Below are 12,789 nucleotides of genomic sequence, written 5' to 3'. Positions count from 1 at the left end.
ACAAATTGTTTAAAACAAAAATAGAGTATAAGTAAGTCAATAGAGTATAAGTAAGTCAATAGAGTATAAGTAAGTCTATACAGGCTTTCCTTTAACTTCATAAAAGGATTTAAAGCTAATTACGGTAAAAAATATCGCTGTTATAAAAATACTAAAAGAGGCAATAAAAATCATATGAATGCCGTAATGATCGAATAACAATCCCCCAATCGCTGCGGCAATGGTAATTGATAATTGAATGGCTGCAACCATTAGTCCCCCAGCAATTTCAGCTTGATTAGTCAACGTTCTGGTAATCCATGTTGACCATCCCACTGGAATGATACCAAAGATCAGTCCCCAAATGAATATATTGATCAAGTTTCCAATAAAAAATTGCGAGTTTATAAAAAATAACAAAGCAACCAAACTAAGAATAACGTGGATCATAATCATGGTTATTCTGAAGGATTTATTAAGTAAAAAACCTGCAATTAAAGTACCAAAACAATTAACCAGACCAAAACATAGCAAGGTTAGTGTTAAGGTATAAGGGGGCAAGGATAATGAATATTGTAAGAAAGGTTTAAGATAAGTAAAGAAAATATGATATCCAGCATAACTGCAAACAATAGCTAGCAAGCCGTAAATAACCCAGCTTTGTTTTAATAATAATTGAATGGATTGAAAGCTGCTATTTTGAGGAGAGAGCAAAGAGGGTAAACTAAAATATTGCCATATTAAGGTTATCATACCCAAAACAGCCACAAGATGGAATATTGTGCGCCACCCTAACAAATAGCCAATATAATTAGCAAAGGGTAACGAAATGATGGTTGCGACGGAAACCCCTGTGTAAATAATGCTTAATGCTTTTGGTATTTGATTAGATGGTACCAATTGCAAGACAACGGCAGAGGTTAATGACCAAAACCCACCAACGCAAATGCCCAATACGCAGCGACCGGCCAAAAGAGTAATAAAATTATGAGCAAATGCAACGCATATATTGGACAAAATTAATAAGGTTGAAAATAACAATAAAATACGTCTTTTGTCGATTTTTCGAGTTAAAGGGGCTATAAAAAGACTGGTTAAAACGGCAAATATACCTACCGCTGTTACGGATTGTCCAGCCTGACCTTCGGTAATATGTAGGTCACTAGCAATATTTGTTAAAAGACTAATGGGGATAAATTCTGCAGCGATCAAGCTGGTAACCCCCATAAATAGAGAAAACACAGCACTCCAATAGGTGGGTTGTTGGGCCTCTTTAAGCTCGCTCATCTAAACCTCGTTTTTTATTGTTACGATAGAATAAATCTAGTTATAAGGTTGAGAGTTAACTCTCAGTCAATTGCTATTTTCAGTGCTATTTTTATGAATTTAATGAAAGTTAGAAAGTAAAGGCTAGGTTGATTTATGACTTGACCTAATCAAATGAATAAGGTAATTTCGTTCACAAAGATAAGAAACGTCACTTCGCGAAGGCTCGCGCAGCGGCGCGTTATTTATTGTTTTAAACAGTGGGATTTTGAACGTGTTTGATCGTTTATCTGGAAAGCTTTCTGGCGTATTTGACGGGTTGTCAAAACGTGGCTCCTTGTCAGAGGAAGATGTCAACGAAGCCATGCGTGAAATTCGCTTGGCAATGTTGGATGCTGACGTTGCTTTGCCAGTGGTCAAAGATTTTGTAAAACGTGTTCAGGAAAAATCTGTCGGACAAGAAGTCCTGCATAATATTTCCCCAGGTCAGGCCATTGCAAAAATTGTTAATGATGCCTTAATTGAATCCTTGGGTGGGGCAGGGTCTGTTCCTTTAAATTTAAATGCTGCACCCCCCATTCCTTATTTGATGGTGGGATTACAAGGGTCGGGTAAAACCACGACCTCTGCGAAAATTGCTTATTACTTAAATCGTCGTGAACGTAAAAAAGTTCTATTAGCAAGTTTGGACACATACCGTCCTGCTGCGCAGTTGCAATTGGAGCAACTGGCCAACCAAATCAATGTTAAATCACTGCCTGTTATTGATGGGCAAATGCCTGTCCAAATCGCTAAACGTGCCATGGAAGTTGGGCGTTTAGAAGGGTATGATATTGTTATTTTAGACACGGCTGGACGTTTATCCATTGATGAAACCTTAATGAAAGAGGTTGAAGATATCAGGGATACGGTAAAGCCTGTTGAAACCCTGTTGGTTGTTGATGCCATGACGGGGCAAGATGCCGTAAACACGGCAAAAAGCTTCAACGAAAAAGTCGGAATCAGTGGCGTCGTCATGACTCGTATGGATGGGGATGCACGCGGTGGTGCGGCATTATCTATGCGTGCAATTACAGGTTCCCCCATTAAGTTGGTTGGTATGGGGGAAAAAGTCGATGCATTACAAGAATTTTTCCCTGAACGTGTTGCCAGTCGTATTTTAGGGTTGGGGGATATCGCTGGACTGGTTGAAAAAGCCAGCGAAACCATTGATCAAGAAGAAAGTGAGCGTCTTGCTAAAAAGATGCTTAAGGGGAAATTCGATCTGAATGATTATGCAGCGCAGATTTCTCAAATTAATAAAATGGGCTCTATTTCAAATATCATGGATATGTTACCCGGTATGGGTAAAATGAAAGACAAGCTCGGAGACAAAGAGTTAGATACTTCGGTTCTAAAGCGTCATCAAGCGATTATATCATCGATGACCAAGGCAGAGCGTAAGCAACCTGCTATTATCAAGGCATCTCGTAAAAAACGAATTGCTTTGGGATCGGGGACAACAGTTCAAGAAGTCAATCGGTTATTAAAACAATATGATCAGATGGCTTCTATGATGAAGCGGTTTAACAAACTGGGCGTTAAAGGATTAATGCGTCAGGGGTTATCCGCTCTTTTACCAAAAGGAATGACGCCACCCCCTGGTGGTGGAATGATGCGTTAATTCTTTTTTAATTGTGGCTAGATATCTGGAGAGAAACAGTCAATGAGCCTTAAAATTCGTTTATCCCGTGCAGGGTCAAAGAAACGTCCTTATTATCACATCGTTATCGCTGATAGCCGTTCACCACGGGATGGACGTTTTATTGAAAAAGTTGGGTCATATAACCCAATGTTACCAGCAGATCATGCTGACAGAATTCGTTTGGTTAACGAACGTATTACACACTGGTTGTCAAAAGGCGCACAAGCAACGGATCGTGTTGCACGCTTTTTAGGAAATGCAGGGTTGGCTCCTAAATTCGAATATCGTGAGCAACCTCAACAGTCAGCTCCAAAGAAAAAAGCACAAGACCGTGCTGAAGCTGCTGCTAAAAAGAGCGAAGAAGCTGCTGCTTAATCGTAATTAGTTATCGCAAGAAAGTAGCATCCTGTGACACAAAAACAGCTAATTCATATAGGGACAATAGGAAGACCCCACGGTGTTCGTGGATTGGTTCGCCTACACCCTTATCTTGAAAATCCAAGTGATTTAGAGGATTTTGATGAATTGGTTGATGATCATGGGGATCGTTGGACAATCCATTGGCAGGGTGACAAGGTTGCAGCCCTTTACGATAGTGGTAAAAAACGGTTGGACAATCGTAATGCCGTTGAACATTTGACCAATCGTAAGTTGTTTGTTCCAAAAGAACGGTTGCCAGAACCTAAAGAAGACGAGTTTTATTTTTCTGATTTAATTGGATTGCAAGCCATGCTTGCCCATGAAGATCAAGAGGATACTGTCTTTGGGGTTGTGCAATTTGTGCATGACTATGGTGCAGGGGTCAGTTTGGAAATAAAACGGGATCAAGGGGAAAATGCCCTTATTCCATTTACCAAAATTTGTGTTCCCGAAATTGATATTAAAGCTGGCTGGTTACGGGTATGTCCCCCACATGAGGTGGAAGTCCCCCCTCAGGGTCAAAGGGATAAGTCATGACCTGGCAAGTTGATGTATTAACGTTGTTTCCAGAGATGTTTCCTGGTTTTTTGGGATATTCCCTGGCAGGGCGAGCATTAGAGGAACAACGTTGGTCACTGCAAACGCATGCATTGCGTGAGTTCGGCTCGGGCCGACACAAGGCTGTTGATGATACTCCTTTTGGGGGTGGGGCAGGGATGGTTATACGTGCAGACATTTTGGATGCTGCGTTAGAGGCGACCAAACCCCAAGATAATCGTCCGATTATCTATCTATCGCCAAAAGGTCGGTTGTTACAGCAGGCTGACGTAAAACGTTTTGCATCAGGCAGAGGCATTTACTGTATTTGTGGTCGTTATGAAGGGATCGATGAACGAATCTTTCAAAAACATGCCATAGAAGAGGTCTCTGTTGGCGATTATGTTCTTTCTGGTGGGGAACCTGCGGCATTGGTTTTAATGGATGCCTGTGTGCGACTGTTACCTGGTGTTATGGGGTCTGATCAAAGTGAGGTCGAGGAAAGTTTTTCCGAAGGGTTGTTGGAATATCCGCATTATACTAAACCTGCCCAATGGGCGGGGTTAAAAGTGCCGGGCGTTCTGTTGTCTGGTCACCATGGTGCAATCGCATCATGGCGTAAAGAACAGGCAAAAACAATCACAAAAGAACGCCGACCTGATTTATGGGCGACATACCAACATCGATATGGCAGTGGTGTATCATAGATGTTTGACGATGATGTTACTGACAAAGTTTTAAATTGTAGATAATATCTTATTGTAAAAGGAATAGGATTAAATGAATACCATTCAAAAATACGAGGCAGAAGAAATTGCTCGTTTAACAGCAGAACGCCCCGTTCCTGAATTTTTTCCAGGGGATACGGTTCGTGTTGATGTTCGCGTTGTTGAAGGTGAACGTAAACGTATTCAGGCTTATGAAGGTGTTGTTATTGCACGTTCGAACAAGGGCCTAAACAGTAATTTTACTGTTCGCAAAATCTCTAATGGTGAAGGTGTGGAACGTGTGTTCCCTCTATATTCACCAACCATTGCAGCAATTAATGTTGTTCGTCATGGTGACGTTCGTCGCGCTAAATTATACTATCTACGTAGCCGTAGCGGTAAATCAGCCCGTATTAAAGAACGCAGCCGCGATGCAGTTAAAAAAACTAATACTGCTCAGGGTTAGTTGAGCAATAATTGCTTTTTTGATTGAAATTTTGAAATAAATCGTGTTTAAAATAGTCGATACGATTTATTTTACGAAAATACAACGTATCTGACAGCTTTCTTAGGTGAGGGTTGTCAGATATTTTGTTTTTATAGCTATAGTTTGAGGAAAAATAATGAAAGCGCGTACTTTATTTGACAAGTTGTGGGATAGTCATGTGGTTGAACAACTTCCAGATGGTACCGCAATTCTCTATATTGATCGTCATTTAATTCACGAGGTCACAAGTCCACAGGCTTTTGAAGGGTTGCGGATTGCTGGTCGTCAATTACACAGTCCCGAAGCTATGATGGCGGTTATCGATCATAATGTGCCAACGACGGATCGCAATCAACCAATTGCTGAAGATGAAAGCAGGCAACAAATTGAAACATTAGAACATAATGTGAAAGAATTTGGTGTTCCTTTTATTCCTTTAAAATCTGACCGTCAGGGAATTGTACACGTTGTTGGACCAGAAGAGGGCATTACACTTCCTGGTATGACGATTGTTTGTGGTGATAGTCATACCTCAACCCATGGTGCGTTTGGTGCGTTAGCCTTTGGTATTGGTACGTCAGAGGTAGAGCATGTTATGGCGACCCAAACCTTATTACAAAAGCCTGCCAAAAATTTAAAAATTGAAATTAATGGAACATTAAAGCCAGGATTAAGTGCCAAAGATGTTGTTTTGGCTATTATTGGAAAAATTGGTACTGCGGGCGGAACTGGATATGTAATTGAATTTTGTGGCTCTGTTATTCGTAATTTGGATATGGCTGGCCGTATGACGATTTGTAATATGGCAATCGAAGGCGGTGCAAGATCTGGTCTGGTTGCCCCTGACGAAGTGACGTTCGAGTACATCAAAGGTCGTCCCTTTGCACCCAAAGGTGCTGACTTCGAAGCTGCTGTAGAATATTGGAAAAGCTTGGCCTCGGACGAAGGGGCGCACTATGATAAAGTTGTAACCGTCAACGTTGACGATTTAGAGCCAATGGTAACGTGGGGAACAAGTCCTGAAGATGTATTATCTATTACTGACGTTATCCCTAATCCAGTGGATTTAAAAGATGAATCCCAACGGTTGCGTAAACAACGTATGTTGGATTATATGGATTTAAAAGTCGGCCAACCGATTGCAGGTACTAAAATTGATGCTGTTTTTATCGGATCCTGTACTAACAGCCGTATTGAGGATTTACGTGCTGCAGCGCACGTTCTAAAAGGTAAAAAGATTGCTGATCATGTGTGGGGATTGGTTGTTCCAGGTTCTGGACTAATCAAAAAACAGGCCGAAGCCGAGGGTTTGGATAAAATTTTTATTGATGCAGGATTTGAATGGCGCGAAGCAGGATGTTCAATGTGCTTGGCGATGAATCCTGATCGTTTAAAACCGGGTCAACGATGTGCGTCAACTTCAAATCGTAATTTCGAAGGTCGTCAGGGACCTGGCAGCAGAACCCATCTTGTTTCTCCGGCCATGGCGGCCGCAGCTGCGATTAAAGGTGAACTAACAGATGTAAGAGAGATGATCTAAATGGAAAAGTTTGAAATTTTAACAGCGATTGCCGCACCGTTACCCGAAGAAAATATTGATACTGATAAAATCATCCCCGCGCGATTTTTAAAAACAACCAAGCGCAGTGGCTTGGGGAAATTTGCTTTCCATGCTTGGCGTTATGATGAGAATGATCAAGAACGTCCAGAATTTGTATTAAATCGTGAGCCTTATCGGAATGCTGAAATTCTTATTACCTATGAAAATTTTGGCTGCGGTTCATCCAGAGAGCACGCCCCATGGGCACTGCTTGATTTTGGTATTCGTTGTGTTATCGCCCCTTCTTTTGCTGATATCTTTTTCAATAATTCGTTTAAAAACGGTATATTGCCGATTAAATTACCCAGAGAAATCTGCGAGCAATTGGTTGAAGATACCAAAATGGGTGCCAATGCCAAATTAACCATCAATTTGGAAAAACAAGAAATTGTCCGTCCTAATGGAGAACGAATTGCGTTTGAAGTTGATCCATTGCGGCGACAATTGTTATTGGATGGGATGGATGATATTGCACAGACGTTACAGCATGTGAATGCAATTGAAAAATTCGAGAATAAAAGAAAGCAAGAACAGTCTTGGTTCCCAAAGATTTCAATTAACGGGTTGTCTTCTTAAGAAAATATTATGTTTCATATAATTTAGATTGTTGTTATGGCCCATTGTTGCGATAATGGGCCATATTTTATAGAAAATAATATAACTTTATGATGACGTTAAGCAAAACTACTTTTTGCAATAAACATTGTTGGTTTAAAGCAAAGCAATATGGTTACGGTTCAGGTTTACCAATGGTCTGGCAAGGGTGGGTTGCTTTGTTTTTATATATAATAATTGTCATATTATGTACAATGTATTGTTCAGGAGTTTGGATGATTCTTGGAATATTAACTTGCTCAATGATTTTTTGCATTGTTGCATTTTTTAAAACAGAAGGTGGATGGATTTGGCGATGAAATTAATAGGAATGTTGGATTCCCCTTATGTTCGGCGAGTGGCAATATCGTTAAAAGCGATGAACTTATTATTTGAACATGAGGCGTTATCTGTTTTTAACGATATTGAAAAGATGCAAGCTGTTAATCCTTTGATGAAGGCACCCGCTTTGATTACAGATGAAGGGACTTTATTAATCGATTCAACCTTGATATTGGAATATTTAGAGAGAAAATGCGACCCATCAGTTTCTTTGTTGCCCAAGGAATTAAATCAATTTACATATTCGCAATCTCTTATTGGAATTGCGTTGACTTTGTGTGATAAAGCCGTTCAATTATTTATGGAATATTATCGTCGTCCCCCAGAAAAACAATATCAAGAATGGGGGGATCGTGTTGGTCGGCAGTTACGCATTGGATTAGATTTATTGGATCAGCAAATTAAGGTAAACGAAGCTGGATATTTAGTTGCACAACGAATGATGCAGGCAGATATCGTAGTTGCTGTTGTTTTAAATTATTTGCAAAAAAAACTGCCACAATATTATCAAGACGATGTATCTGATACATTAAAGGCATTTTCATCTATGATGGAAGCAAAAACTGTTTTTACGGCGTTACAATGGGACAAGTAAAAACGATTATACTTGGCTTGCAAGTAATTTATTTATATATTTAAAGTCTAAATATTATCGTTTTAAATAAAATATGTTTCTAAAACGTGGTAGATTTATTCTTAACTGCCAATTATTTTTTAAAGCAAATACGAAAGAACGATATTTCGTCAGAATATATTAGTACATTTGATGTATGGTTTGACATAATTGCTTTATCATATCGAATAATTTTTAATTTAAACGGATCGCAAATATGACCAAAGAAAAAAAAATTTTAACATTAGCAGGGGACGGTATTGGTCCAGAAATTATGGAACAAGCCCTTCATATTCTCGATTGGGTGCAAAATAATTCTGCGTTATCTTTTCACGTTGAAAAAGATTTAGTTGGCGGTGCCTCTATTGATCAAAATGGTATTCCATTAACAAAAGAAGTGATTGCAAAAGCTAAAGCTGCCGATGCTGTTTTATTTGGTGCGGTTGGTGGTCCCAAATGGGACGGGATAGGATTTGATAAACGCCCAGAATTAGGAATTATCGGCCTTAGAAAAGAGTTAGGACTATTTGCCAATTTGCGTTCGACAATTGTTTTCGATTCTTTGGTAGAAGCAAGCACGATCAAGCCTGAAGTTATCAAAGGGCTGGATATCATGATTGTGCGTGAAAGCACAGGTGGGGTTTATTTTGGTGAACCGCGTGGTATTGAAACCTTGTCCGATGGTACGCGTAAAGGGGTAAATACCGAAGTTTATACAAGCTTTGAAATTGAACGTATTGCACGGGTTGCTTTTGACTTGGCCCGTCAACGCCAAGGTCACGTTTGTTCAGTTGAAAAATCTAATGTGATGGAAAGTGGTTTATTATGGCGCGAAGTGGTAACTGAACTGCATAAAAAAGAATATTTTGATATTCCATTGTCTCATATGTTGGCTGATAATTGTGCTATGCAACTTGTTAAAAATCCAAGGCAGTTTGATATTATTTTAACAAGCAACCTGTTTGGAGATATTCTTTCTGACTTGGGGGCAATGCTAACAGGCAGTTTGGGTATGCTACCTTCAGCAACATTAGGGGCACGTCAGCAAAATGGCGTTATCCCAGCTTTATATGAACCTATTCATGGCAGTGCACCTGATATTGCTGGGCAAGGTAAAGCAAACCCACTGGCATTAATTTTATCGCTGGCAATGATGCTACGCTATTCTTTTGATGAGCAAGATACATCAGAAAAGGTGGTTAATGCGTGTAAAGCTGTACTAGACCAAGGTTTTCGTACACCTGATATTATGAGTGCAGGAATGAAATTGGTTGGCACAGAAGAAATGGGTAAAGCTGTCTTGGCTGAATTGCAAAAATCAGTTTAAATATTTAAAACTTGTATATGTAAATATATAAGTTTTCACAGGCTGAAATAACAAAACGCTTCATTAAAATGAAGCGTTTCAATATATCACCAACTTACAAATAATTTTAATTAGAAAACACGAAAACAAATTTATTTTCAGATGTCAATTTAAAGAAAAACTAGAAACCTTCGCGTTCTACGCGCTTACGTTCCATTTTACGAGCACGTCTGACAGCTTCTGCAGATTCACGAGCACGACGTTCAGATGGCTTTTCGTAATGACGACGAAGCTTCATTTCGCGGAAAATACCTTCGCGTTGCATTTTTTTCTTTAAAGCTTTTAAAGCTTGATCAACATTATTATCTCTAACAAGAACTTGCACTTGGCTTTCATCTCCTAAGGGGTAAGTGAATATTACTCAAGATGTCTATATGAAATAGACAGTCAAATATCGTTTTATAACAATATTATTTACCTGTAGCAAAAGGATATACTCTATTTTGCTGAAAAAAGAAATACATTATTATAAGATACAGAGCGTTTTTATTAGATTAAAGAGATTTTTCCGTTGCATCGTTCTTTTCCTTATGACCTTCCTATATCCAAACCAGGGGAGGAACTTTTATTTTTGCGTGAAAAGAAAATTCGATTCATGCAAGATATTTTGTTTTTTATTGATTACGAAATCCATGCTTTAACCAAACCTATTCTACAGGCACATGGTGTGGGGCACGCGCATCATCGTTTAATGCAATTTGTGTGCCATTGCTCTGGCGTAACCGTAGGCGAGGTTTGTAGATTATTGGGCGTTACAAAACAAAGTTTAAATCGCGTCTTACGTGAGGTAATAGAATTAGGATATGTGGAATATCGCAATACAGCAGAGGATAGGCGGAAAAAACGGCTATTTCTTACACATAAAGGTCAAAAATTAGAAGAAGAGTTATTTCAATTACAACGCCAACAATTCCTACGCGCATTTCGAGAAGCCCCTAATAATGCTTATATAGAAGGTTTTCAACGCATTCTTTATGGTATGTTAAGTGCAGAATCTAAACAGTTACTTGAGCTACATTCCAATCAAAAAATAGATAAGGATAAAACATGACAGAAGAAGAATTACCAAAGAACGAAGATTCTGAATCTTTGCATGTTTTGGTTATTGATGATGACCCAAGATTGCGTCGGTTACTACAACGCTATCTAAGCGAGAATGGTTTTCGGATCAGTGGTGCTGAATCCGCCCAAGAAGCTCGTAATATGTTACAGTTCTTACAACCAGATGCGATTGTTTTAGATGTAAGTATGCCGGGCGAAGACGGCTTACAATTAACGCATGCCCTAAGAGAAGAAGGAAAAGACTTCCCAATTATTCTTTTAACCGCTAGAGGAGAGCCCGAGGATCGTATTGCAGGGCTTGAGGCAGGGGCAGATGATTATTTAGGAAAACCTTTTGAGCCAAAAGAACTCTTACTAAGGTTGCGGGTGCAATTACGTCGATTAAATCAGCCTGTTGTCGTTGATAATATACGCTCAATTAAGCTAGGGGATATGGAATTTGATCCCGTTCGTAACTTATTGAGTGGTAAAAATGGCATTATTCATTTAACTGGGGGCGAGATCGCATTGTTACGCATTTTGGCCAGCCACCCAAACGAAATTCTGTCGCGCGAAGATATTGTCAAAATGATCGGTATGGAGGAAATAGGAGAGCGTGCTGTTGATGTCCAAATAACCCGTTTACGTCGCCGTATAGAGGTTGATCCAAAGCAGCCTCATTTCTTGCACACTGTTCGTGGAAAGGGATATGTCTTAAAGCCTGATTATTAACTGAATTTTTAAAAGAATAATATTGTGTCTCGTTTTTTTAGAAAATACCCTTATTTTTCAAAGATCCATCAATTTATCTTTGATCGAACGGCAAGACGATTATTACCTCGTTCTTTGTTTGCACGATCTTTATTAATGATTCTTATCCCATTATTGGTTACCCAACTTATATCCTTAGAATTGTTTTATGGAACATTTTTAAAAACAGTTTCAAGACGATTAACGGACATGGTAAGTGGCGAAGTAAGCTATGTCGTCAATCAGTTTGACGCCGTTCAATTTAGTAAACATCAATCTGATGCAACCCGACAAGTGCAAACTTATTTACAATTAAATATTGCGTGGTACCCTAATCAAAAATTAAATTTGAACCAGCGGAAAGTAAATCATGTTGTTGGGCCTGTAGACGAGTTATTAAGCCGTTCGTTGGCAGATCGTTTGGAGGTTCCTTTTATTACAGATTGGAACAGTTATACTGATCAAGTTAGGGTATCTGTGCAGTTAAAGCACGGTGTCTTAGATATTTTTATTGCAAAAAAACGTCTGACAGCTGGATCTGTATGGTTATTTGTGACTTGGATTGTCAGCAGTGCAATCATACTGTTTTTAATTGCTGGTGTTTTTGCTTGGGTACAGTTTCGTGCTATTCGGCGCTTATCAAAAGCTGTTGAAGCTTTTGGTAAAGGGAAGGATCCTGGCTTTTTATATCCTGTTGGATCAAAGGAATTACGCAAAGCAGCATCTTCATTTAATGTGATGAGGGAGCGTATTCTAAGATTTATTAAACAAAGAACCGTAATTTTGGCCAGTGTTTCCCATGACTTAAGGACACCTCTAACACGACTACGTTTAAGTTTAGCAATGTTACCTCAACAGGGTACAATTAATGCTCAGGATCAAGCACTTGATATCGCTGAAATGATTGGTGATATTGAAGAGATGGAGCAAATGATTTCTGGTTATCTCTCTTTTGCTAGAGGTGAGGGAACAGAAGAGCCAAAAATGACGGATATGGTTCAATTAACTGAGGATGCTGTGGCTGCAGCCTATCGTTCGGGTACTCAATTCTTATCTGCACATATTCCTGCCTCTTTACCGGATATGATGGTAAGAGCTGGTAGTATCAGACGTGTACTCGGTAATATTTTAGAAAATGCCAAGCATCATGGTGGTGAAGTGGAAATCAGGGTGCAAACGGATAAGCAGGGGATTATTTTTATCATTGATGATAATGGTCCGGGAATTCCAGTTGAAAGACGTGAAAGCGTATTTTTACCATTTGAAACAAGTAATCATCAAAAAGGGACTGGGTTGGGATTAGCCATAGCTCGAAATATTGTTCAAGGGCACGGTGGGGATATACAATTACAAAACAGCCCATTGGGTGGGCTGCGTGTTATCATCTTTATTCCAAATTAAAT

At 39.3% G+C, this 12,789-nt stretch carries 14 protein-coding genes; 12 read left to right on the top strand and 2 right to left on the bottom strand.

Annotated features, from left to right (window positions below):
* Positions 1 to 75 precede the first annotated feature (75 nt).
* On the bottom strand, positions 76 to 1,266 hold the full coding sequence (locus QJV27_RS03400; RefSeq protein ID WP_281447572.1) for an MFS transporter: 1,191 nt from the start codon (positions 1,264 to 1,266) through the stop codon (positions 76 to 78).
* A gap of 253 nt (positions 1,267 to 1,519) precedes the next feature.
* Between QJV27_RS03400 and ffh the strand changes: the two genes are divergently transcribed.
* The 9 genes from ffh (at position 1,520) to leuB (ending at position 9,556) form a co-directional block, all read left to right on the top strand.
* The gene (gene ffh, locus QJV27_RS03395) at positions 1,520 to 2,908 is read left to right on the top strand and encodes a signal recognition particle protein (protein WP_281447571.1); all 1,389 of its coding nucleotides are present in this window, start codon (positions 1,520 to 1,522) and stop codon (positions 2,906 to 2,908) included.
* A gap of 42 nt (positions 2,909 to 2,950) precedes the next feature.
* Positions 2,951 to 3,304: a 30S ribosomal protein S16 gene (gene rpsP / locus QJV27_RS03390; protein WP_281447570.1), complete on the top strand. Its 354-nt coding sequence runs from the start codon at positions 2,951 to 2,953 to the stop codon at positions 3,302 to 3,304.
* Positions 3,305 to 3,337: 33 nt separating this feature from the next.
* On the top strand, positions 3,338 to 3,886 hold the full coding sequence (gene rimM, locus QJV27_RS03385) for a ribosome maturation factor RimM (protein WP_281447569.1): 549 nt from the start codon (positions 3,338 to 3,340) through the stop codon (positions 3,884 to 3,886).
* Positions 3,883 to 4,593, top strand: coding sequence for a tRNA (guanosine(37)-N1)-methyltransferase TrmD (gene trmD, locus QJV27_RS03380; protein WP_281447568.1), 711 nt, complete (start codon positions 3,883 to 3,885; stop codon positions 4,591 to 4,593). Before rimM ends, trmD begins: the two co-directional genes overlap by 4 nt.
* A gap of 73 nt (positions 4,594 to 4,666) precedes the next feature.
* Complete coding sequence (gene rplS / locus QJV27_RS03375; protein WP_281447567.1) at positions 4,667 to 5,059, top strand: 50S ribosomal protein L19; 393 nt, start codon at positions 4,667 to 4,669, stop codon at positions 5,057 to 5,059.
* A 157-nt stretch (positions 5,060 to 5,216) separates the two neighbouring features.
* Positions 5,217 to 6,620, top strand: coding sequence for a 3-isopropylmalate dehydratase large subunit (gene leuC, locus QJV27_RS03370; protein WP_281447566.1), 1,404 nt, complete (start codon positions 5,217 to 5,219; stop codon positions 6,618 to 6,620).
* The gene (leuD, locus tag QJV27_RS03365) at positions 6,621 to 7,256 is read left to right on the top strand and encodes a 3-isopropylmalate dehydratase small subunit (RefSeq protein ID WP_281447565.1); all 636 of its coding nucleotides are present in this window, start codon (positions 6,621 to 6,623) and stop codon (positions 7,254 to 7,256) included.
* A 334-nt stretch (positions 7,257 to 7,590) separates the two neighbouring features.
* Positions 7,591 to 8,211 carry a glutathione S-transferase family protein gene (locus tag QJV27_RS03360; protein ID WP_281447564.1) on the top strand — a complete coding sequence of 207 codons (621 nt, stop codon included), beginning with the start codon at positions 7,591 to 7,593 and terminating at the stop codon, positions 8,209 to 8,211.
* Positions 8,212 to 8,446: 235 nt separating this feature from the next.
* Positions 8,447 to 9,556 (top strand): 3-isopropylmalate dehydrogenase, encoded by a 1,110-nt coding sequence (gene leuB / locus QJV27_RS03355; RefSeq protein ID WP_281447563.1) that lies wholly within the window; start codon positions 8,447 to 8,449, stop codon positions 9,554 to 9,556.
* A 160-nt stretch (positions 9,557 to 9,716) separates the two neighbouring features.
* Here the strand turns inward: leuB and rpsU are convergent, their stop codons facing one another.
* Positions 9,717 to 9,920, bottom strand: a complete 204-nt coding sequence (gene rpsU, locus QJV27_RS03350) for a 30S ribosomal protein S21 (protein WP_008853618.1) — start codon at positions 9,918 to 9,920, stop codon at positions 9,717 to 9,719.
* Between the two features lie 186 nt (positions 9,921 to 10,106).
* Between rpsU and QJV27_RS03345 the strand changes: the two genes are divergently transcribed.
* From QJV27_RS03345 to QJV27_RS03335, 3 genes are read left to right on the top strand one after another with little or no spacing between them, the layout of a single operon-like run.
* Positions 10,107 to 10,646, top strand: coding sequence for a MarR family winged helix-turn-helix transcriptional regulator (locus QJV27_RS03345; RefSeq protein WP_281447562.1), 540 nt, complete (start codon positions 10,107 to 10,109; stop codon positions 10,644 to 10,646).
* Entirely contained in the window at positions 10,643 to 11,368 is a 726-nt protein-coding gene (locus QJV27_RS03340) for a response regulator (protein WP_281447561.1), read from the top strand. Before QJV27_RS03345 ends, QJV27_RS03340 begins: the two co-directional genes overlap by 4 nt.
* A gap of 24 nt (positions 11,369 to 11,392) precedes the next feature.
* Positions 11,393 to 12,787: an ATP-binding protein gene (locus QJV27_RS03335; protein ID WP_281447560.1), complete on the top strand. Its 1,395-nt coding sequence runs from the start codon at positions 11,393 to 11,395 to the stop codon at positions 12,785 to 12,787.
* The last annotated feature ends 2 nt before the right edge of the window (positions 12,788 to 12,789 follow it).

It is taken from the genome of Commensalibacter oyaizuii, assembly GCF_029953265.1.
In the GTDB taxonomy this organism is placed as follows: domain Bacteria; phylum Pseudomonadota; class Alphaproteobacteria; order Acetobacterales; family Acetobacteraceae; genus Commensalibacter; species Commensalibacter oyaizuii.
Note: the sequence above shows the minus strand (reverse complement) of the source record. Positions and strands in the feature narration are given on the sequence as shown.